Origin of the sequence: Actinoplanes sp. KI2, assembly GCF_025630775.1 — a bacterium.
GTDB lineage: Bacteria > Actinomycetota > Actinomycetes > Mycobacteriales > Micromonosporaceae > Actinoplanes.
Genome location: NZ_JAOSZE010000002.1, coordinates 291,879 through 311,762, shown reverse-complemented (window position 1 = coordinate 311,762; position 19,884 = coordinate 291,879). Strand labels below are relative to the sequence as shown.

Genomic DNA, 19,884 nt, shown 5'->3' with positions numbered 1-19,884 from the left:
TAACCCCGTTCGGGTCGGCTCTCCGGATGATCCCGGCCCGCGCCGCCGATCGATACCGTGATCGGTACGTGCACACGATGTGACGGGGAGTCGTCTTGGACACCGTGCAAGCCCTCGACCACACCATCCACCGTGCCGACGAGGCCGCCCACCGGTTCGGGGTCACCCCCGCCGAGGTCGCCGACCGGCTGCGGGACGTACACCATCTCGACGAGCAGGGCCGCAGCGCGTACGCCGCGGGCACGGCTCTCGGGGCGCTGGTGAGTATCGCGTCCGCGCACGAGGACGACTGCGGCAAGGACGACTGCCTCACCTGCGCGGCGATCCGGGACGCTCTCGCCGTGAACCTGGCCGGCCTGCGTACGCTGCGCCTGGAGGCCGCCGAGCGGCGGCACTGGGTCTGAGGCGATGCCTGTGCAGCATCCGTTCGCCGCGGGCCGGGAGGCCGACGTCTTCCTGCTCGACGGCGGTCGGGTCCTGCGGCGCTACCGCACCGGCGCGGACACCGCGCGGGAGGCCGAGATCATGGCGTACGCGGCCGCCCATGGTTACCCGGTGCCGGCCGTGTACTCGGCGGACGGCGCGGACATGGTGATGGAACGCCTGCACGGCCCCACCATGGCCGAGGCGGCGCTGGCCGGCCGGCTCGGCCTGGCCGAGGGAGCCGCCATGCTCGCCGACCTGCTACGGCGGCTGCACGAGCTACCGGCCCGCGACGGCGGTGGCGAGACGGTCATCCACCTCGACCTGCATCCGGAGAATGTGCTGCTCACCGCCCGCGGTCCGGTGGTGATCGACTGGCGGAACGCGGGCGACGGCCCGGGTGATCTCGACACGGCGCTGACCGCGCTGATCCTCGCCCAGGTGGCGATCGGCTCGATCGAGCACCCGCTCGGCGGGGCCGTCCACGCCATGCTCGACCGGTTCCTCGAGCTGGCCCCGGGCGATCCGGTGCGCCTGCTCGACGACGCGGCCGCCTTCCGCCGCCGGCAGCTCACCATGTCGCCGGACGAGATCGCGATGATCGGTGACGCCGCCGCCCGGGTACGGGCCGGCGTTCGGTAGGGCCCGTGTTCAAGCCGACATGCCCGGTGGTCGCCGCGGAGCAGGCCTGGATCGACGAGAACATGGAATGGTTCCGGGTCCAATTCGGTGACCGGTGGCTGAGCCGGCCGGTGGTGCTGCCGACCGACGACTACTTCCCCGGCGTCTTCACCGGCTCGCCGGACGAGGTGCGTGCCGCGGTCGCGTCGGTGTGCTCGTACATGGGCGTCGACGTCGATCGGATCGTGGTCGAGTTTCACGAGACCGGTCGCGACGACGCGCTCGCCCGTGCGATCGGGGCGGCCTCGTCCTGGTCCGGTGCGGCCGGGCACTACCGCACCGTGGACGGCAAGGCGGTCGTCTCGCTCGAGGAGTCGCTGGCCGGCAGTCCCCGCCTTCTGGTGGCGACGATCGCGCACGAGCTGGCCCACGCGCGGCTGCTCGGCGAAGGCCGGGTGGCGCACGACCGGCCCGACCAGGAGCCGCTGACCGACCTGCTCACGGTCTATCTGGGCGTGGGGCTGTTCGCGGCGAACGCCTCGCTCGAGTTCGCCAGCACCGCCGGCCGCTGGTCGGCCAGCCGGCTCGGCTACCTCACCGAGCCGATGTTCGGGTACGCGCTGGCGCGGTACGCGTGGATGCGCGGCGAGACCGACCCGGCCTGGGGACGCTTCCTGGACACGAATCCGCGTACCTTTCTGAAGAAGGGTCTGCGCTACCTGAAGCACTCGGCCGGATGAGGGCCACGGTGGCCTGCAGGCGACGGCGATGGCGGCGGGGGCGGCGATGAGCATCGACGATCGGATCGAACGGGCCAGAGAGGCCTACGAACGGGCGGTGTACGGCGGCGACACCAGCGCGCTGAGCGACGCCGAACAGGGCTTGGACGCCGTCGAGGCCGATGCGGCGTTGGCGCGTGGACTGATTCTGCATGCTCGGCTTCAGGCCGCGTCCACCGGCGCCGGTTCGTCGTCCGGTTCGTCGTCCGGTTCGTCGTCCGGTTCGTCGCCCGGTTCGTCGCCCGCGGAGGATCCGGCGGAGCTGCCGTTGTTCGAGCGCGCGCTCGCGTCGTACCGGGCGCTGGGCGACCCGCGCGGCGAGGCCGAGGCGCTGTTCTGGATCGGCTGCCTGCACCAGTTCATCCGGCGTGACGACCAGACCGCGGTTCCGTACCTGGAGCGGTCCTGCCTGCTGGCCGAGCAGACCGGCGACAGGTCGACCCGGTCCGAGGCGTTGCGGCACCTGGGCATCGCGGCACACCGGGCCGGTCGGCTGGACGAGGCGCGCGAGCGGCTGGAGGAGTCGTCGCGGCTGCGCCGGGAGATCGGGGCACTGCCCGGGGTGGCGTCCAACATGATCGGGCTGGCCTACATCGCGGCCGCGCAGGACCGTCGCGCGGAGGCGCTCGCCACGCTGGACGAGGCGAACGCCATCGCCGGCGCGCATGGTGCGCACGCCATAGTGAGCCACATCGAGCAGGCCAGAGCACAGATCTGAGCCCGCGCCCCGAAATAGGCATCTTTTCATTGCCTTGTTGTTAACCATTGACGCTGGTCACAGAATTGCTCTTCGGGACAACACGCTGACGCGTTCGCCCCTACGATCGCCGTTCCGGGAGTCCTTTGCGGACATCTCGGATTCGTTTCCTGGGAAAAGAACCGGAAACGTGGCGGTAAACCGATCGTGTCGACGAAGGGCGTCCTCACCCCACCATGGTCTCCACCGTGCTGCAAACCGTATCCCTGCTGCTGCTGATTTATTTCGTCTGTTTTGCTGTATACAACTATGCGTACTCGGTGGCCGCGCTGTCGCCCGTGCGGCTGCCTACGGTCAAGCCCCGGCCGGGAGCGCGGGTCGCCGTCGTCGTGGTTTCGTTCAACGAACGCGAGGTTCTCGCCGACACCATTGCCGGGTGTGAACGCCTCAGCTACCCCCACAAGACGATCATCGTGGGGGACGACTCCAAGGATCCGGCGACCATCGCGCTGTTGCGGCGGCTGGCCGTGGAGCGCGGGTGCGTGCCCGTGGAGGGTGCGCGATACGCCGACACCGACATCGAGTTGTGGGAGTCCGACGGCTTCGTCGTCTTTCACCGCGCGGACAACGTCGGCTTCAAGGCGGGCAACCTGAAGACCCTCGAGAAATACCTGCGCGAGCGCGGTTTCGACTACATGTACCTGCTCGACGCGGACTGGCGTCCGCAGGCCGACGCCGTCGAACGCTGCCTCGAGGTGATCGAGGCCGACGCGACCATCGGGTACGTGCAGACCAAGCGGATGTACCACCACGGGCGCGCCGATCATTTCCAGCGCTGCCTGGCGATCAACGAGGAGGCCTGCTACCTCGTCGACCTCGCCGGGCGGCAGCGCCTCGGTCACATGATCCTGTTCTCCGGCTGCTGCGCCATGTTCAACCTGAGATCCCTGTACGCCGTCGGCGGCTTCCGGGCCGGGCACCTCACCGAGGACATCGACCTGTCCAACCGGTTCTACCTGGCCGGCTATCGCGGGGTCTACCTCGAGGGTGTCGCCAACGTCGGCGAGGTGCCGCCGAACTACAAGGCGTTCCGCCGGCAGCAGGAACGCTGGGCGATCGGCTCGGCCCGCACCTTCAAGGAATACCTGTTGCCCGTCCTGCGCTCGCGACTCGACCTGCGCACCAAGCTGAGCCTGCTACGCCAGAACGCCTATTACACCGCCGCGCTCGGCATCGAGGCGTCCGTCCTCTGGGGACTTCTGACCGCCGTGCACGCCGGTCTCGGAAAGAGGCTGGAGCACGATCTTCTGCTGTCCCGGGCAGGCGCCATTCTGGTACCCATCATGGTGCTGGCATTGTTCGGCGGCGCATTGCCGCTGATCGTGGCAACGATCAAAAAGCGCGACTGGATCAACCTGCTCTACATTCCCGCCGCCTGCTGGATAGCGCTCTCGGTGGTGCACACGTATTCCGTGGCCAACATCAAGGGCTTCCGCCGCGTGGCCCAGCCCTGGTTCGTCACCCCGAAAACCAACCGCCGCAAGAGCCGGGTACGGGTGCGGGCCGCCCGGCGCATCCGCGCCGTCAGCCTGGTGACGCTGGTGCTCCTGGCGGCTGGCTACCTGACCGTCTATCACCTGGCTCCGGGAGCGGCCGCCCGTACGGTGATCACGGCGTACGCCGTCCTGTGGATCCCGTCGATGCTGATTGCCTCGCTCAAGAGCTGACGGGCGAGTTGCGCGGACTCGTTAGGCTTCGCCGGAAATCGTTGCCGTCCCCTATGGACTGTTGAGGCCGCGGCGCGCGCCGCCGAAGCGACGTGGAAGAGGTCCCGGCATGGCGGTCTTCACCGGCGCCCGGAACGGGCGGGTCCTGCGGATCGAGGACCCCACCGCGGCCGGCCGCCGTGACCTCGTCGTCGCACTGCGCGAGGCCGACGCGTACCCGCTGCCCTTGCCCTCCTGGGAGGCCGATGACGAGAACGGCGTCGTCATGCTCTGCCGGGACGGTGAGGTGCCGCTGGCCAGCGCTCGCCTGGTCGTACGCCGGCGCGACGACCGCCGGCGATGGGGGTACGTGCCGGCCGAGATGATCGATGCGCTGCCACCCGGGGTGCCGCGAGTCGTCTTCTGCGAGCGGCTGGTGTCGACCCGCGGTGCCCGGTCGCTCGATCTGCTGGCGCTCCTGCTGTACGTGACCGCCACGGTGGGGCTCGAACGGCTGGGTGGCGTCCGGGACTACGTCGCCGTGGTACAGCCCGCCACCGAGCGGCTCATCGCCTGGTTCGGCGGCCGCCGGCTGACCGGCCCGCTGCCGCTGCCCGGTCTCGACATCACCGGCGTGCTGATGGCGGGTGACATGACCGAGACGGCCGAGCGGGCGGGCGCCATGCTGGACGCCCGCGGCTGGACCGTCACCCGGCACGACACGACGGGCACCACGGTCCGCTAGGGTTTCCCGGTGACGCAGGCGCGAACGGGTCGGATCCTCCTGCTCAACGGCGCCTCGAGCTCGGGCAAGACCAGTATCGGCCGGGCGCTGCTTCCGCTGCTGCCCGACCCGTGGTTCTTCGTTCCCGTCGATGTTTTCGGTGCTCTGCGGTCCACCGTTCACACCCGCGTGCTCGACGACGCGGAGATCGCCGACATGCTCCGGCGGACTCGCCTGGGCTACCACCGGGCCGTGGCGGCGCTCGCCTCCGCAGGCAACGACGTCATCATGGACTATCCGCTCAGCGAGGGCTGGCGCCTGACCGACCTGCTGGCGACTCTGGACGGATACGACGTCACCCTGGTCGAGGTCCGCTGCGCGCCGGACGAGCTCGACCGGCGGGAGACCGCTCGCGGAGATCGGCCGGTCGGCCTCGCCCGTTCCCAGGCGGCGGTCTACGGCATCGGCGAGGTCGACATCGTCGTGGACCCCACGAGCACCAGCGCCGACGAGTGCGCCGCGGCGATCGTGCCCGCCCTCGACGCGCTGACGTCGCCGAAAGCGTTCGACCGGCTCCGCGCTCGCCGCCATCGCTGAGACTTGTCTCGACCTTCGCGGGGCGCGGCTCGGCTCGGTTACGGCCGGCAACGTCGACCATACGGGTTAGTCCGACGATCCGGACAAACCATACCGATAGGCGATCCTGTTCCACTCGTCGAGCGGTCAGGCTGGTCCGATGAAAACACGCACGTCCCGTTTCCGCCTCGGTGCCCTGTGCCTGATGTTCCTCGTGGGCGGATGCAGCGGCAGCTCGGACAAACCGGCCGCGTCTTCCGGCCCCGCCGCGAACGGTCATGCTGCCGGTGCCGCCACGGCTGACCCGGTCGCGCAGCCCACCGGCACTTGTGCCCTGCTGGACGCCGCCGGCATGGCCAGTCTGCTGGGGCAGGCGCCCACCCAGGTCCAGGACAAGCCCAGCCAGGATCGCACCGTCCCGGACGAATGCATCATCACTGCCGGCCAGGCGCTCGGCGCCATCGACGTCGACTGCAGCGGTCACGCCACCGAGACGCTGAACGCCATGCGTACCAACCTGGGCGTCACGCAGATCGGCACCAACCCGGACCGGTATCGGATCGGCAGCAAGACGGCGATCGGCATGACGATCAAGAAAAAGGGCAGCACGGACTGCACGATCACCATCAAAGGCGTGAACAGCGACGCCCTCGCCGACGCGCTCGGGACCGCCTACAGGAATCTGCCCGCGTAGGCGTCGGGTTCGGCGACCGCAACGTGCCTAGGCGACGCGTTCGATGCGGCCCGGGGGTGGGGCCGGGACGGCGTCCGGGTGCAGGATCGCGGCGATCGCCTCGACGCCGTCGATCAGGCGAGGGCCGGGGCGGACCACCAGGCCGTCGCCGTCGACGGCCCAGATCTGGGCGCCGGGGAAGTGCGGGATTACGGCCCTGGCCTGCGCTGCGGCGCCGTCCAGGTGGAAGCCACAGGGTGTCACGAGCACGATCTCGGGGTCGGGGGCGGCCAGGTCGGCGTACGAGGTCTCGGTGGAGCGCAACCCGCCGCGCGCCGCGACCGGATCGCCCCCGGCGGCCGTGACCAGGTCGGGGACCCAGTGTCCGGCGGTGAACGGCGGGTCGACCCACTCGACGACGGCCACCCTCGGCCGGCGGCGGCCGGCGACCGCCCGCGCGACCCGAGCCAGCCGGGCGCGCAGCGACGCCACCAGCGCGGCGGCCCGGTCGGGCACCCCGGCCGCCTCGCCGACCTGGGCGAACGTCTCGAGGACCTGGTCGAGTGTGTACGGATCGAGGGAGAGGACGTCGGCGCGGCAGCCCAGGTGGTCGAGGGCCGCGTCGACGTGGTCCGACGGCAGGGCACAGACGCGGCACAGGTCCTGGGTGAGGATCAGGTCGGGGGCCAGGCCGGCCAGGGCGTCGGCGTGCAGGGTGTACAGGTCGCCGCCCGCGGTCAGCTGGGACTTCACGTACTCGTCGATCTCGGCGGGGGTCATGCCCCGGGTGTCGCGGCCGCCGACCACGACCGTGTTCCGCTCGCGCGCGTACGGTGGCTCGTCGCACTCGAAGGTCACGCCGACCAGGTCGTCGCCGAGGCCCAGGGCGTACACGATCTCGGTGGCGGAGGGCAGGAGAGACACGAGGCGCATGCCCACCATCCTGCCTTGGCCGTCGTCGTGCGGCGGGCCCGACGCTGCCGTTCGCGCGCGGCGAGAGCGTCGATCCCCTCGTGAACAACAGGAACCCGGTTTCTCCGCGCGGCGGCGATCGACATCGGCCGAAAGTCGGAGGCGTGGGCCCGAACTCGTCGGTCCACGGAGGGATGTGCCGGGCGGGGGCGGGCGCGGATGCTGACTGCTACCCGCCGGACCAGCATGGGGGAGAAACATGAGCACGGCACCGCTCGCGCACACCGATGTGATCGTTCTCGACTATCTCGCGGCGCTCTGGGCGCAGAGCGAGGACCTGTCACCGCAACTGCGCGACGACCTGATGAGTACGGTGGCCGACTACATCCAGGCCCGGCGGATGGCCGCCGCGCCGCTCGAGGACGCCGCGGCGATCGTGCAGCGGTTAGGGCCGCCGGAATCGCTGGTCGAGGCCGCCCGGCGCGGGCAGATGCCGGCGCACATCCGGCTCCCCGCCCTGATCCCGCCGCCTCCGCCGCCGCCGCTCGCGCCGCTGGTGCGGGGCCACGCCGCGGGGGTCGCCGAGTATTTCGCCGTCGGCATGCTCACCGCGGGTGCGCTCTTCGTGCCGGTGGTCAGCCCGGTCGGCGGGATGCTGCTGGCCAGCGCCTCCCCGCACTTCACCGCCGCGGAGAAGGCGACCGGCTGGACGCTGACCGCGGGGTCGGCGGCGGCCGGCGTGTTCCTGACGCTGTTCTTCGCATCGATGCCGTTCCACACCGACGCGGCGCTGTTGCTGGTCTACTTCGTGCTGACCGCGGGCTCGTTCGCCGCGGGCATGCTGCTGCTCAACGCGCTGCGCCGGAGACAGGGTTCGGCACTGCCCGGGCGATGATCTCTGCTGCCTGCTGCCTGCTGCCTGCTGCCTGCTGCCTGCTGCCTGCTGCTCAGCGTGACGCGCCGGCGGCGGGGTTCGGCGCCGCCTGGGCGATGATCTCGTCGATCACCTGGGACCAGACCGCGGCCGGCGGGAACTCGTGACCGACCCCCTCCAGCCACACCAGACGGCTGCCGGGGATCTCGGCCGCGAGCGCGTGCGCCTCCGCGGCCGGGAACATCGGGTCGAGCGTGCCGTGCATGATCAGCGTGGGCGCGGCGATCGAGCCGAGCCGGTGGCGGAACGGCGGGCCGCTCGCGCAGCACCAGTGGTTGGTCTGGCTGGCCGGCATGTCCAGGGTGCGGTCGAAGATCCGCTCCATCAGCCGGCGCAGGTGCGGCTCGTCGGCGGTGAACGGGCCGCCCATCTCCTGCACCGTGGCGACCAGGCGGGGCACCGCGATGCGCCGGTCGGCCCACGACCGGTCCGGTTCCTGCGGGGTGGCCGCGCTCTCCTCGGCCGGGCCGGGCGCCGTCGACATCAGGGTCAGCGACAGGACCCGGTGCGGGCGCTCGGCCGCGATCTTCTGGGCGAGGGCGCCGCCCATCGACAGACCGACCAGGTGCGCCCGGCGGACGTTCAGCGCGTCGAGCACGCCGAGCGCGTCGTTGGCCAGATCGGCGCCCGAGTACGGCGGCGCGCCGGCCGGGAACGAGGTGGACCGGCCGGTGTCGCGATGGTCGTAGCGGATCACGTGCCGGCCGGCCGCGGCCAGGCGGCGGCAGAACTCGTCCTCCCACCAGTCCATCGAGCTGGCACCGCCGGCGATCAGCAGCACGGCGGGGTCCTGCGGCTCGCCGAACGTGTCGATGCAGAGCTCGATACCGTTGACCGGCAGACTCTCGGTCGCCATCCGGCCATTGTCGGTCATGGAGTTGACGATCGCGTTACAACGCACCGGCGATGAAGTCGAAAGCGTCCGGGATGCATCGCGACCAGTAGGCGAAGTCGTGCCGCCCGTCGCCGAAGCTGCCGGCCCTCGGCGGCTCGGGCAGCCGGTCGCGCAGCGCTTGCACGTTGTCGTACAGCCCGTCCTGCTTCCCGCACCACAGTCCGACCGGCGTGCCGCGCAGCAGCCGCGCCGACCGGTCGGCGTCGTCGACCGGTGTCACCGCGGGGGAGAGGGCGGCGACCGCGGCCAGGAAGCCCGGGAACGCCTCGGCCAGCAGCAACGCGCCGTACCCGCCGAGCGACCAGCCCCACGCCGCCGGCCGCCGGACGTCGAAGCCGCGCTGCCGGCACCAGAGCGGGATCTCCTCGTGGACCATCCGCTGCGGATCGTCGCCGCCGTTCGGGCGCCAGCCGAGCCGTCCGCCGTCGGCGCCGGCCAGCACGAACGGGGGCAGGCCGCGCCGGGCCGCGTCGGTGAGGAAGCGGCCGAACCCGAGCGCCGCGAAGTCGTCCGGGGTCTTCGAGCCGCCGTGCAGCACCAGGCAGACCGGCAGGCCGCGCCCGCTGCCGTAGCCGGCCGGGACCGCGGTGTAGAACCCGACGGTCCGCCCGCGGGCCGCCGACCAGCGGTGGTCGAGGCGTTCGTCGCCGGGCGGCGCCGAGGGGATGACCGGCCGCGACTCCGCCGTTCGGGCGCGGTACCCGGCCACTCCGACATAGGCGGCGAGCGCTGCGGCGCCTCCTACCAGGATTCGTCGTCTCATCGCCACCACAACGGGGATATGTCCGTTTCCGTGACGTCCTTAGGCTGCGCCTATGCGACGGCTGGGTGCGGTGGTGCTGGCACTCGCCCTGCTGTCCGGGTGCGGCAGCGGCGCCGCCGGCGCCGTCTCGGCGTCGCGCCCAAGAGAGAAGGCCGCCACCGCGGCGCCGCCGCTGATCCTGCGTCTCGCGCGCGGCCCGGCCCGGCCCCTCGAGACCTCGATCTGGTACCCGGCCGGCGCCGGGCGGCACCCGGTCGTGCTGTTCAGCCACGGCCTCGGCGGCCTGCCGGCCCAGTTCACGCCGATCATCTCGACGTGGGTCGCGGCCGGGTTCGCGGTGGTCGCGCCGGTCTACCCGCACACCAACGGCAAGGTCGAGGTCGATCCGGCGGACATCCGCAACCAGCCCGCCGACGCCGCCTTCGTGCTGCGCTCGCTGGCCGGCGACCGGCACCTGGATCTCGACCGTGTCGTGGCGGCCGGTTTCTCGGCCGGGGCCACCACGACGCTCGGCCTGCTTCGCCGCGGCCACTCGCCCGGGATCGTCGCCGCGATCTCGATCGCCGGCCGCCGTCCGGCGTCGTCGTTCGGCGGCGCGCCGGTTCCGGTGCTGTTCGTGCACGGCGACACCGACCCGACGGTGCCGATCGGCGCCGGCCGGGCGGCGTACCGGGCCCTGCCCTGGCACAAGACCTTCGTGGTGGTGCCCGGCGGTAGGCACGGGGACTACCTCAATCCCGGCAACCCGGCCTACCCGCGCATTTCCGGGACGATCCTCGAGTTCCTGCGCCGGGCCGTACACAATCCTTAGGGTTTTCACCGAGAGTGGTGATCATCCTGACCGTTCGGACGGCCCGATACTTAGCGTGATGCGGCTTAGGGTGCTTCTGTGCATTTAACCCAGGTACTCATGTCCGCCGCGGTCACTGTCAGTATTGCAGGGGTTTCTTACGCTACGTTGAGCCCCGAGAAGACGGAGGAGCAGGCCCGCGAGGTGGCGAACCAGGCCACCTGCCGCACGGTCAACTCGGCGATCGCCGCCTACGTGGCCCTGAACGACAAGGCGCCGGTGCGGATCACCGACCTGACCGAGTACGTCGACGGCGACATCACCGCGTACCGGATCGTCGGTGGCGTGGCCGCCGGCCCGGGCTGCAAGACCCACCAGCCTCGGTAGCGCGCAGTCTCAGGTCGTGGGGGCGTGGCGTGCGCCGCCGAGCGTCTCGAGCGCGGCCTCCCGCAGCGCCGGACTCCGCGCATACAGTGCCGCCCCCGGCTCCGGGCGGGGGCGCCCGGACAGCCCGCTGAACGAGCCGCCCGCCTCGGTCACGATCAGCGACGTCGCCGCGAAGTCCCAGATCTGCCCGCCCGTCTGGATCGCCAGGTCGATCTCACCGCGCGCCACCATCAGCGCCGGATGAACGCCCCACGGCAGGGTCGACGCAACCGCCTTGAGCGGCGCGACCAGCTCGGCCTCCCAGTCCGCCGGCACGACCGAGAGCCGGCACCCGGAAGGCGTGTCCGGCCCGTCCGCCGCCACCTCGATCCGGGTGGCCGCCACCGCCCGGCCGCCGACGATCCGCCCCTCGAAGGCGCCCTCGCCGAGCTCCGCCCACCAGATGCTCCCCTGCGCCGGGTGCGCCGCGACGCCGACGACCATCTCGCCGTCCACCTCGAGCCCGAGCAGCACCAGCCAGCGATCGTCCCCGGTCACGAACAGCCGCGTCCCGTCGATCGGGTCGACGATCCACCGGCGCCCGTTGCCCGGCCCGGACCTCCCGCCCTGCCCGTTTCCCTGCTCCTCGCCGAGCACCGCGTCGTCCGGCCGCGCCGCCGACAGCACCTCCCGTACGGCGGTCTCCACCGCCCGGTCCGCCGCGGTGACCACCGACCCGTCCACCTTGCGCTCGTGCGACAGCTCGTCCAGGGCTTCGAAGTACCGCAACGCCACCGCCGCCCCCGAGATCACCGCACGCTGGGCCAGTTGAAGATCAGTTTCCACCAGGGCCATCCTCCAGGCATACGGGGAACAACGGACACTCCACCCCACCCACCCGAGACTGCCATCCGGTTTCGGGGACGGAAACACCACGCATCAGGGGATGGTCCGGCCGTGCCAGGCCACGAAGGCGGCCGCGATGGCCGCCACCGACAGCGCCATCCCGATGAGGCCGAGCACCCGCCCGACCAGCGCCATCGAGATCCGCGGCCGGCCCGCCCGGGGACCGCGGCTCCGGCCGGCGATCACGGCGAGCAGCCCGAGCACCAGCCCGATGCCGCACACCGAGAACAGCACCGACGCGATTCCGAGGATCAGCGCCCCGCGCCCGGACCGCGGCGCCGAGACGGCCGGCCTCCCCGCTGAGACGGCCGTCCCCGGCTCCGAGATGGCCGTCCCCGGCTCCGAGATGGCCGTCCCCGGCTCCGAGATGGCCGTCCCCGGCTCCGAGATGGCCGTCCCCGGCGCTGAGACGGCCGACCCCGCCGAGATGGCCGACCCCGCCGCCCGCGCGGGCGCACCGTTCGCCGCATGCGGGCGGTGCGCCCCGGCCGCATGCCGTCCGGGCGGGTGGTCGGGCAGGCCCGTCCCGGCCGCGCCCCACGCGTACGGCGGCGGGAGGTCCGCCACCTGCAGCCGCAACTGCGACGCACGCGTGGCCCCGCCGACGGCCGCCACCCGCGCGTCGTACTCACCGACCGGCAGCACACCCGCTTCGAACGCGTTCCCGAGCAGCCCCAGCACCTGGGTGCGCTCGGCGTGCCCGACTCGCTGATCTTTCAACGGCGGGCTCCGGCAGACGACACGATCGGCACGTTCGGCAAGATAACCCGCCGCGCGCGCCCCGCGTGCCGCTATGCCCGAATTCGCCCCGTACGGGTGGCTAGCCGGCCGGGGCGTGCAGCGTGATCGTCGTCCAGGCCCCGACGTGCACCTGGTCGCCGTCCTTCAGCGACCGGGTCTGACCCGCCGTCAGCGGCTGCTGCTCGTCGTTCACGTACGTCCCGTTGGTCGAGCCCAGGTCGGACACCAGCCACACCCCGTCCACGCTCAGCGTCAGCAGCGCGTGGCTGTGTGAGGTCCCCGGGTCCGAGTCGGCCAGGTCGATCTCCGGGTTGGTGCCCTTCGATCGGCTCCGCCGCCCGATCCGCACCTGCGGGGCCGGCAGGTCGACCTCCCGGGACGGCGTGTCGGCCGGGAACTCGACGCCCTCGATCGCGTTGTCCTCGAAGTACTCGCGGTCCACCGAGATCGTGGCCGTCCACTGTGCAGCGGCCGGCGCCGAGGTCTCGGGCGGCGGCGCCAGCGTCGGCACCTTGCCGGTGCTGTGGTCGTACCCGCAGTCCTCGCAGAACCGGCTCCCACCGGCCCGCGGCGCGCCGCAGTTGGGGCACGGCGCGGCCGCGGGCGACGAGGACGCGGTGGTGGGTGCGGCCACCGGCATCGGCACGGTCGTCGTGCCGCCGATCTTCGCCCCGCACTCGTCGCAGAAGTCGTCCGTGCTGGAGGTGTGCCCCTTCGGGCAGGTGTACGTGGTCACTGCGACCGCCCGACCCGCACCGTCTTGGTCGAGCGGGTGTCGAGGGCCATCTCGTCGGCCGCCTCGACCTTGCGCCGCAGCCGGACCGTGCCGGTCACCGGGTCCTCGATGTCGACGACCGTCGCGAGCAGTTCCTCGGTGGCCTTGTTGCCGCTGGCGTGCGCGAGCTGCGCCGCCCGGCCGAACTTGATCGTCGCGGTGCGGTCGTCGCCCGCCTTGCGCGCCTCGATGCCGGCCTGGATCGCATCGGCCAGCTCGGCCTGCCCGGTGTAGTGGGCGACCTGCCGGTTGATCCGGGTGGAGAGCGCGGTGTCCTCGGTCCACACGGCCCGGACCAGCGACTGGGCGTGCACCGTGTCGCCCTCGACCACGGAGACCCGGGCGGCGAGCATCTCGTCGCCGGCCGCACCGGGCGACACGTCGACGCAGACGTGGTAGTCGCGGCTCTCGGCGCCCCACGAGCCGAGCGGGTAGCGGCCGGCCCGCGGCCCGTCCTCGACCCGCTTGCCGGTCAGATCCATCACCTCGGGCTCGACCTGCTTGACGAACCGGACCGTGGAGTTGACCGGGGTCCACACCTTCAGCTGTACGTCGGCGCTGGTCTTGCCCATCGCCTTGGTCATCATCTGCTCGAACGCGGCGGTCAGCCCGGACGGCTGGGCGACGATGTCGACCGTGCCCAGCATCGCCGTGGCAATCTTGCGGAGCTCGGAGACCTTCCAGTTCACCCCGACGCCGCGGCAGTCGCAGGTGAACCGGCCGGCGATCGAGTCGAGTACCTGCTCGAGGTAGCCGACGCGCTCGCCGTTGTCGCCGTCGGTCAGCAGGATGGCGTGCGCGATGTCGCCGGGCCGCAGCGCGAACAGCTGCGCGGCGAGCAGGAGCCAGGCGCCCATCGCCGTACCGCCGCTGGCCTGCAACCGGTCGATCGAGCGCACCGCCTCGGCCCGGGACTGCGGCGACGAGACGGCGAGCTGGCCGGGCGCGGGGAACAGCTGCTGGGCGGTGCTGACCCCGGCGATGATCGCGAAGTTGACGCCGTCGTCGATGCACTCGACCGCGGCCTTGGCGGCCTGCCGGGCGGCGCTGATCCGCCCCTCGGCCTGCATCGATCCGGACGCGTCGACGATGATGATCTCGGTGGCCCCGGCGGTGCGCCGGCCGCCCTCGGCGCCGGACGAGGTGACCGTGATGATCGCGTTGACCTCGGTCGCGCCCAGGGCGAGGAACTCGTTCTGGAAGGCCTCGGCGGTGTACGGCATTCCTACTCCTTGACGGGTTCGGCAGCGGTGTCGGAGGGAGCGGGGGAGGAGACGGGGATCAGGGCCACGGTGATGTTGTCGGCGCCACCCGCCGCGTTGGCGAAGTCCACCAGCGACCGGGCCGCAGAGATCAGAGTGCCGCCCGCGTGCAAGTGCGCCCGCACCGTCGACGCGAACGCCTCCGGATCGGGCAGGTAGTTCCACAGGCCGTCGCTGCACAGCACCAGGTGGCCGGACCCGACCACGGTGAACGCCCCGGTCCGGGGCAGCACCGGCGCCGCGTCCGCACCGAGCCACGCGGTGATCGCGTGCGCCTTCGGGTCCTGCATCGCGGTGATCGGGTCGGCGCCCATCGCGATCGCGTGGGTGGCCCACGAGTCGTCCTCGGTGAGCTGCTCGGCCGGTCCCTCCGGCGGCAGCCAGTACGCCCGGCTGTCGCCCACCCAGCCGACGTTGATCTCGGCGCCGCGCACGGTCGCGAGGACGATGGTGCAGGCCGGGTTGGAGGCGGCCCGGCGGGGGTCCCCGCTGCTCGCGAGCTCGGCCACGGCCTGCTTGGCGCCGAGGATCGCGGCGGACACGTCCGGCGACCCGGCCAGCAGCGCACCGGCCGTGTTCGCGGCGGTCTCCGAGGCCACGTCCGGGTCGAACGACGCGGACACCCCGTCGCTGACCACCACGTCCACGTCGGTGCCGCGGACCGCCAGCCACATCGCGTCCTCGTTGCGGTGGTGCCGCCGGCCCCGGTCGGTCGCCGCCGCCGCGACCTCGCCGCAGTCCGTCTCGACATGGTCGCGCGGCCGGCCGGCGAGCAGCCCGCACTGCTCGCAGTACCCGTCCTCGCCCACGCCGCCGGGTGCGCCGCAGTTCGGGCAGGGCGTGCCCAACGGCCGCCCGCAGGCCTCGCAGAAGGCCGCTCCGGCGGCGCGCTCGTCGGCGCACGAGGCGCAGTCGGTCATCGTCATCGTGCCTCGTTCCTCAGGTACGTGTCCGCGGGCGGGACGCGTTCGCCAGATCCACCAGCCGGATCTTCTCGGGGCCGTGCGCGGCCTGGGCCATCTCCCGGTACGCGTCCTCCAACGCGAACCTGATGTCCCGTTCCCGCACGTCCCCGCTGCGCGCGGACCCCAAGACCGTAGCGGGCAGCGCCTGGCCGCCGCTCACCGACCGCAGCGCCTGCTCGAGCAGCTCGGCCCGGAGCTCGGCGAGCTGGGCCGCCTCGATCTCCAGCCGCTCGATCAGCGCCGCCGCCGCGGACAGCGAGGACACGTCGGCCGCCGACGCCGGGTGCGCCCGCACCAGCGCCCGCACCGCGCCGACCTGCGAGCTGCGGTACGCCGAGGACGTGCCGGGCACCCGGTTGTACGCCTCGACCGCGCCGCTGCGGTCGCCGGCGCCGAGCCGGCAGCGGGCCAGCCCGGCCGCCGCGGTGGTGTACGCGGGGTCGGTGCGGCTCACCACGTCGTAGTACGCCGCCGCGGCCTGGTCCCCGGCCAGCTCCAGCGCCAGGGCCACGGCCAGCTGCGGGGCGAGCTCGCCGGGCAGCGCCGAGTAGACCGCGTCGAACCGGCCCCGGGCGTACTCGAACTGCTCGGTGGCCAGCGCGAGCAGGCCGTCGTACCAGGCCACCCGCCAGTCCGCGCCGTCGCTGGCCAGCAGCGCGTCGCGGGCCTCGCGCGCGCCGTCGTAGTCGGCCATGTCGATGTGCGCCCGCAGCGCCCGCAGCCGCACCTCGACCGTCTCCTCGGGCGCGTTGCGCAGCAGCGTGAGCACCTCCGACGGGTCGGTGACGGTGACCGAGGCGAGGAACGCGGCGGCCGGGTCGGTCAGGTCGATCAGCGGGCTGGGCAGGTCCTGCCAGCGCGGCACGTCGCTCTTGAGGTCGGTGCGCAGCTCGCCGGTGAACAGCCGGGACGGTGCCGGGCGCGGCTCGCCGCCGGCCGCGAGGACCTGCCGCAGCACGCCGAGCATCTGGTCGCTCATCTCGCCGGCGTCGACGAACCGCTCGGCCGGGTCGATGCGGGTGGCCCGCAGCAGCAGCCGGTAGAACGACTCGAACTGCCGGTAGACGGCGAACTCGCCGCGGTCGGGGAGGCTGTCTTTGAAGGTGCTCTGGTAACCGCGGAAATCGGTGGTGAGCACCGCGAGCGTACGCCCGATGGTGTAGAGGTCGGAGGCGATGGACGGGCCCTCGGTCGCCATCTCGGGCGCCTGGTAGCCCACCGTGCCGTAGATCGCGGCGTCCAGGTCGTCGATGTGCACGACGCCGCCCAGGTCGATCAGCTTCATCTGGTCGCCGGACTGGATCACGTTGTCCGGTTTGAAGTCGCAGAAGATCAGGCCGCGGTCGTGCAGGTAGTTGAACGCCGGCATGATCTCCAGGACGAAGGCGAGGGCCTGGTCGACCGGGATCGGGTCGGCGTTGCCGCCGTTGGCCGCGCGCCGCTTCTTGAGCATGTCCTTGAGCGACTGGCCGCCGACGTACTCCATCACGATGTAGCCGGCGCCGTCGTGCTCGACGAAGTTGTAGATCTTGACGATGTTCGGGTGCTCGACCTCGGCCAGGAACCGCCGCTCCGCCACCGCCGCCGCGAGGGCGTCCTCGTCGCCGGAGTTGAGCAGGCCCTTGAGCACCACCCAGCGGTCCGAGACGTTCTTGTCGACGGCCAGGTAGATCCAGCCGAGGCCGCCGTGGGCGAGCGCGCCGACGACCTCGTACTGACCGCCGATCAGGTCGCCCTTGCCCAGTTTCGGGGTGAAGTTGAACGGTTCGCCGCAGGACGGGCAGAAGCCGGACGCTCGCCCGGCGCGGTCGCCGCGGGACCGGCCGACCGGGTTGCCGCATTTCGCGCAGTACCGCTTCTCCTCGGGCACCTCGGCGGTGGCCATCACGGCGGTCGCCGGGTCGGCCTGCACGATCGGGGTGACCTCGACCAGCCCGCCGCCGAACCGGCGGCGCCGCGAACCGGTGCGGGAGCTGCCGGTGCGCCCGCTCGATCCGGTACGGGTGGAGAGCGCGCCGGTGCGGGCGGACGGCGACGTGTTCTCGCTCACCCGCTGGCGCGGCGCGGTGCCGGCGCTCGCCCAGGTGGGCGTGGAGCTCGTGGAACCGTTGCCGTTGCCGTTGCCGTTGCCGTTCGCCGGGGCGGCACCGGCGGCCGGCGCCATGCCGCAGGTGTCGCAGTAGCCGTCCTCGATCGTTCCGGGGCAGTTGCGTTCGCACTTCATCGGTCGTTCCTCGCGATCGTGGCGGTGAGCGCATCCTGGTAGGCGTTGACGGCGGCCCGCGCCGCGTCCAGATCGCACGGCGCCGTGTAGAGCGCCGTGCGGGCCGCGTCGGCGAGCGGCGTGAGCTCCGCGTTCTCGCCCTGCCCGAGCCGCAGGGCCTTGGCCCGGTAGGCGTCGAGCCGGCCGCGCAGCTCGTTGCGGGCGACCAGCAGGCCGTCGTTGTGCGCGGCGGCGTCGCGCAACGCCGCGAGGCGTTCCCGGGCGCGCCGGCTCCAGTCGGCCAGCCGGGGGCTGATCAGCGCCCACTGCCCGGCCGCGGCGAGGGCGTCCACCGCGGCGAGGTCGGGGCGCAGGTCGGGCCCGCGTACGACACGAAGGTCCTGCTCCTTGAACCGGTCGGCGGCCGCGTCCAGCGCGGCGTCGGCGGCGCGCTGCGCCTCGGCGAACTGGTCGAGCAGCGCGTGCGCGTCGGCGAGGCGCTGGGTGAGCGCCTCCTTCAGCTCGGCGGCCGACGTGCGCTCCGCATCGGCCCGCGCCACCAGATCGCGTACGGCGGTGAGCTCCCGCTCGTCCACGCCGAGCGGATCGGTCGCCAGGGTCCGGGTGAACGCACCGAGCCGCCGGTCGGCCTCGTCGATGGTGGCCTGCGGACCGCCGTGCAGCCGGATCAGCACCCGGACGTTGTCGACCGCGGTGGTCGCGTCGGCGGCGGCCGGCAGCAGCTTCTGCCACACGTCGCCGGCCTGGGTGGCGACCGTGACGGCGGTCTGGAAGGCGGCCTCCATGGCGGACAGCAGCTCGGCGGGGGAGCAGGTGGTGTGCACCTGGCCGGCGCCGAGCAGGCCGCGCTGGGCGAGCGGCACGGTCGTGGTGGACAGCGTGATCGACCGGCCCTGCACCCGGTGCACGAACGCGGCCCGGTCGGCGTCGCTGAGCTTGCGCTTGTCGCGCATCGACCGGGCCTCGGCGATGACGTCGGTCAGCATCCGGTAGCCGTCCCAGAGCTGGGTCAGCGCGTCGGTGGCGTCCGCCCAGGCCTCGGCCGTCCGCCCGGTGAGCTTCGTCTTGTCCAGGTCCTTGCGGGCCGGGTTGTCGTCGAGGTCGACCAGGTTCGAGGCGATCGCGGTCATCGCGGTCTCGAGGCGGAGCAGTTCGGCGTCGGCCGGCGCGATCGACGGAGCGGTCATTTGTACTCGGCCGCCGGTGGAGCCGGTGGCGCGCCGAACGCACCCAGCCATTTCTTGTAGGTGGCGGTCCAGGTGCCGTTCGCCCGGTTCTTCGCGAGCACCGCGTTGACGAACGCGGTGAACTCGGGGTGGATCTTCGACATCGCCATCCCGTACGGCTCCTGCGTGAACTTCGGGCCGACCACCTTCGCGTACGGGTCCTGCGCGGCCATGCCGGCCAGGATGGTGTCGTCGGTCGAGACCGCGTCGACCTCGTTCTGCTGGAACGCGACCAGGCAGTCGCCGAACGTCGCCTTGGCCACCGGCAGCGGCTTGGTCTTGACCTTGCCGATGTTGTCGTACGAGGTCGAGCCGGACGCGGCGCAGACCTTCTTGCCGCCGAGGTCGTCGATGGTCTTCGCGGCCGAGTCGCTGGAGACCAGGACGCGCTGGCCCGCCTCGTAGTAGATGCTGGAGAAGTCGACGTCCTTCCAGCGCGCGCAGTTGGCCGTCATGGTGTCCGCGACGATGTCGACGCTGCCGTCCATCGCGGATTTGACCCGCTTGTCGTACGGGATGACCTTGATCTGGAGTTTGTCGGGGTTGCCGAAGATGGCCTGCGCGATCTGCCGGGCCATGTCCACGTCGAAGCCCTCGATCTTGCCGGTGAACGGGTTGCGCGAGCTGAACAGCAGGGTGTCCTGGCTGGTGCCGAGGACGAGCCGCCCGTTCGCCTGGATCTTCGCCATATAGCTGCCGGCCGGCATGTGCCCGGGCGGGGGGAGCGCGGCGAGCGGCTTCACGCTGGCCCGCGGGTTGCACGAGGTGTCCGGCGCGGCGGCTGCCCCGGGGGTGGCGCCGGCCGAGGCCGTGCCGGGCAACAGCGACGAATCGCCGCTGTTCGACGAATCTCCGCTGCAGCCGGCCAGGGCGAGCAGGGTCGCGGCCGTGGCCACGACGGCAAGTCCGATTCTCCTACGCGTCAT

22 protein-coding genes are annotated in these 19,884 nt (G+C 72.2%); 11 read left to right on the top strand and 11 right to left on the bottom strand.

Annotated elements, in window-relative coordinates; translation table 11 throughout:
• Positions 1-95: 95 nt before the first annotated feature.
• From ODJ79_RS03210 to ODJ79_RS03175, 8 genes are all read left to right on the top strand, one after another.
• Complete coding sequence (locus tag ODJ79_RS03210; protein ID WP_263021773.1) at positions 96-404, top strand: hypothetical protein; 309 nt, start codon at positions 96-98, stop codon at positions 402-404.
• Between the two features lie 4 nt (positions 405-408).
• Positions 409-1,065 carry a phosphotransferase gene (locus ODJ79_RS03205; protein ID WP_263021772.1) on the top strand — a complete coding sequence of 219 codons (657 nt, stop codon included), beginning with the start codon at positions 409-411 and terminating at the stop codon, positions 1,063-1,065.
• A 5-nt stretch (positions 1,066-1,070) separates the two neighbouring features.
• Complete coding sequence (locus ODJ79_RS03200; protein ID WP_263021771.1) at positions 1,071-1,784, top strand: hypothetical protein; 714 nt, start codon at positions 1,071-1,073, stop codon at positions 1,782-1,784.
• 46 nt (positions 1,785-1,830) lie between these two features.
• Positions 1,831-2,541: a tetratricopeptide repeat protein gene (locus tag ODJ79_RS03195; protein WP_263021770.1), complete on the top strand. Its 711-nt coding sequence runs from the start codon at positions 1,831-1,833 to the stop codon at positions 2,539-2,541.
• 227 nt (positions 2,542-2,768) lie between these two features.
• Complete coding sequence (locus ODJ79_RS03190) at positions 2,769-4,247, top strand: glycosyltransferase family 2 protein (RefSeq protein ID WP_263021769.1); 1,479 nt, start codon at positions 2,769-2,771, stop codon at positions 4,245-4,247.
• A 109-nt stretch (positions 4,248-4,356) separates the two neighbouring features.
• Complete coding sequence (locus ODJ79_RS03185) at positions 4,357-4,971, top strand: hypothetical protein (protein ID WP_263021768.1); 615 nt, start codon at positions 4,357-4,359, stop codon at positions 4,969-4,971.
• A gap of 9 nt (positions 4,972-4,980) precedes the next feature.
• Positions 4,981-5,547 (top strand): chloramphenicol phosphotransferase CPT family protein, encoded by a 567-nt coding sequence (locus ODJ79_RS03180; RefSeq protein WP_263021767.1) that lies wholly within the window; start codon positions 4,981-4,983, stop codon positions 5,545-5,547.
• A gap of 139 nt (positions 5,548-5,686) precedes the next feature.
• Positions 5,687-6,220: a hypothetical protein gene (locus tag ODJ79_RS03175; RefSeq protein ID WP_263021766.1), complete on the top strand. Its 534-nt coding sequence runs from the start codon at positions 5,687-5,689 to the stop codon at positions 6,218-6,220.
• A gap of 27 nt (positions 6,221-6,247) precedes the next feature.
• Here the strand turns inward: ODJ79_RS03175 and ODJ79_RS03170 are convergent, their stop codons facing one another.
• Positions 6,248-7,132 (bottom strand): ABC transporter substrate-binding protein, encoded by an 885-nt coding sequence (locus ODJ79_RS03170; protein ID WP_263021765.1) that lies wholly within the window; start codon positions 7,130-7,132, stop codon positions 6,248-6,250.
• Positions 7,133-7,370: 238 nt separating this feature from the next.
• Here ODJ79_RS03170 and ODJ79_RS03165 point away from each other — a divergent pair, with 238 nt between their 5' ends.
• On the top strand, positions 7,371-8,006 hold the full coding sequence (locus ODJ79_RS03165) for an HAAS signaling domain-containing protein (RefSeq protein ID WP_263021764.1): 636 nt from the start codon (positions 7,371-7,373) through the stop codon (positions 8,004-8,006).
• A gap of 52 nt (positions 8,007-8,058) precedes the next feature.
• Here ODJ79_RS03165 and ODJ79_RS03160 read toward each other — a convergent pair whose 3' ends face one another.
• Together ODJ79_RS03160 and ODJ79_RS03155 are read right to left on the bottom strand one after the other, a co-directional pair.
• On the bottom strand, positions 8,059-8,919 hold the full coding sequence (locus ODJ79_RS03160; protein ID WP_263021763.1) for an alpha/beta fold hydrolase: 861 nt from the start codon (positions 8,917-8,919) through the stop codon (positions 8,059-8,061).
• Between the two features lie 16 nt (positions 8,920-8,935).
• Positions 8,936-9,703, bottom strand: coding sequence for an alpha/beta hydrolase (locus ODJ79_RS03155; protein ID WP_263021762.1), 768 nt, complete (start codon positions 9,701-9,703; stop codon positions 8,936-8,938).
• Between the two features lie 52 nt (positions 9,704-9,755).
• On the opposite strand from ODJ79_RS03155, the gene ODJ79_RS03150 reads away from it, so the two are divergent.
• Both ODJ79_RS03150 and ODJ79_RS03145 read left to right on the top strand, forming a co-directional pair.
• Positions 9,756-10,514: an alpha/beta hydrolase family protein gene (locus ODJ79_RS03150; protein ID WP_263021761.1), complete on the top strand. Its 759-nt coding sequence runs from the start codon at positions 9,756-9,758 to the stop codon at positions 10,512-10,514.
• Positions 10,515-10,661: 147 nt separating this feature from the next.
• Positions 10,662-10,880 (top strand): hypothetical protein, encoded by a 219-nt coding sequence (locus ODJ79_RS03145; RefSeq protein ID WP_263021760.1) that lies wholly within the window; start codon positions 10,662-10,664, stop codon positions 10,878-10,880.
• Positions 10,881-10,889: 9 nt separating this feature from the next.
• Here ODJ79_RS03145 and ODJ79_RS03140 read toward each other — a convergent pair whose 3' ends face one another.
• The 8 genes from ODJ79_RS03140 to ODJ79_RS03105 all read right to left on the bottom strand — a co-directional run bounded on the left by ODJ79_RS03140 (position 10,890) and on the right by ODJ79_RS03105 (position 19,884).
• Positions 10,890-11,705, bottom strand: coding sequence for an inositol monophosphatase family protein (locus tag ODJ79_RS03140; protein ID WP_263021759.1), 816 nt, complete (start codon positions 11,703-11,705; stop codon positions 10,890-10,892).
• 93 nt (positions 11,706-11,798) lie between these two features.
• Positions 11,799-12,485 carry a DUF1707 domain-containing protein gene (locus ODJ79_RS03135; protein WP_263021758.1) on the bottom strand — a complete coding sequence of 229 codons (687 nt, stop codon included), beginning with the start codon at positions 12,483-12,485 and terminating at the stop codon, positions 11,799-11,801.
• Positions 12,486-12,585: 100 nt separating this feature from the next.
• Entirely contained in the window at positions 12,586-13,242 is a 657-nt protein-coding gene (locus tag ODJ79_RS03130; protein WP_263021757.1) for an FHA domain-containing protein, read from the bottom strand.
• Positions 13,239-14,504 carry a vWA domain-containing protein gene (locus tag ODJ79_RS03125; protein ID WP_263021756.1) on the bottom strand — a complete coding sequence of 422 codons (1,266 nt, stop codon included), beginning with the start codon at positions 14,502-14,504 and terminating at the stop codon, positions 13,239-13,241. The genes ODJ79_RS03130 and ODJ79_RS03125 overlap by 4 nt, the downstream gene beginning before the upstream one ends.
• Positions 14,505-14,506: 2 nt before the next feature.
• The gene (locus tag ODJ79_RS03120; RefSeq protein WP_263021755.1) at positions 14,507-15,469 is read right to left on the bottom strand and encodes a PP2C family serine/threonine-protein phosphatase; all 963 of its coding nucleotides are present in this window, start codon (positions 15,467-15,469) and stop codon (positions 14,507-14,509) included.
• Between the two features lie 13 nt (positions 15,470-15,482).
• A complete protein-coding gene (locus ODJ79_RS03115) occupies positions 15,483-17,732 on the bottom strand; it encodes a serine/threonine-protein kinase (protein ID WP_263021754.1) in 2,250 nt (749 codons plus the stop codon).
• Positions 17,729-18,919: a hypothetical protein gene (locus ODJ79_RS03110; RefSeq protein WP_263021753.1), complete on the bottom strand. Its 1,191-nt coding sequence runs from the start codon at positions 18,917-18,919 to the stop codon at positions 17,729-17,731. Before ODJ79_RS03110 ends, ODJ79_RS03115 begins: the two co-directional genes overlap by 4 nt.
• Entirely contained in the window at positions 18,916-19,884 is a 969-nt protein-coding gene (locus ODJ79_RS03105) for a glutamate ABC transporter substrate-binding protein (protein ID WP_263021752.1), read from the bottom strand. The genes ODJ79_RS03110 and ODJ79_RS03105 overlap by 4 nt, the downstream gene beginning before the upstream one ends.

Bases quoted from the DNA above. Each gene is read 5' to 3' on its own strand.
- ODJ79_RS03155 (WP_263021762.1), bottom strand. From the start codon at position 9,703: ATGAGACGACGAATCCTGGTAGGAGGCGCCGCAGCGCTCGCCGCCTAT.
- ODJ79_RS03205 (WP_263021772.1), top strand. From the start codon at position 409: ATGCCTGTGCAGCATCCGTTCGCCGCGGGCCGGGAGGCCGACGTCTTC.
- ODJ79_RS03150 (WP_263021761.1), top strand. From the start codon at position 9,756: ATGCGACGGCTGGGTGCGGTGGTGCTGGCACTCGCCCTGCTGTCCGGG.
- ODJ79_RS03185 (WP_263021768.1), top strand. From the start codon at position 4,357: ATGGCGGTCTTCACCGGCGCCCGGAACGGGCGGGTCCTGCGGATCGAG.
- ODJ79_RS03110 (WP_263021753.1), bottom strand. From the start codon at position 18,919: ATGACCGCTCCGTCGATCGCGCCGGCCGACGCCGAACTGCTCCGCCTC.
- ODJ79_RS03175 (WP_263021766.1), top strand. From the start codon at position 5,687: ATGAAAACACGCACGTCCCGTTTCCGCCTCGGTGCCCTGTGCCTGATG.
- ODJ79_RS03165 (WP_263021764.1), top strand. From the start codon at position 7,371: ATGAGCACGGCACCGCTCGCGCACACCGATGTGATCGTTCTCGACTAT.
- ODJ79_RS03115 (WP_263021754.1), bottom strand. From the start codon at position 17,732: ATGAAGTGCGAACGCAACTGCCCCGGAACGATCGAGGACGGCTACTGC.
- ODJ79_RS03160 (WP_263021763.1), bottom strand. From the start codon at position 8,919: ATGACCGACAATGGCCGGATGGCGACCGAGAGTCTGCCGGTCAACGGT.
- ODJ79_RS03105 (WP_263021752.1), bottom strand. From the start codon at position 19,884: ATGACGCGTAGGAGAATCGGACTTGCCGTCGTGGCCACGGCCGCGACC.
- ODJ79_RS03195 (WP_263021770.1), top strand. From the start codon at position 1,831: ATGAGCATCGACGATCGGATCGAACGGGCCAGAGAGGCCTACGAACGG.
- ODJ79_RS03170 (WP_263021765.1), bottom strand. From the start codon at position 7,132: ATGCGCCTCGTGTCTCTCCTGCCCTCCGCCACCGAGATCGTGTACGCC.
- ODJ79_RS03125 (WP_263021756.1), bottom strand. From the start codon at position 14,504: ATGCCGTACACCGCCGAGGCCTTCCAGAACGAGTTCCTCGCCCTGGGC.
- ODJ79_RS03120 (WP_263021755.1), bottom strand. From the start codon at position 15,469: ATGACGATGACCGACTGCGCCTCGTGCGCCGACGAGCGCGCCGCCGGA.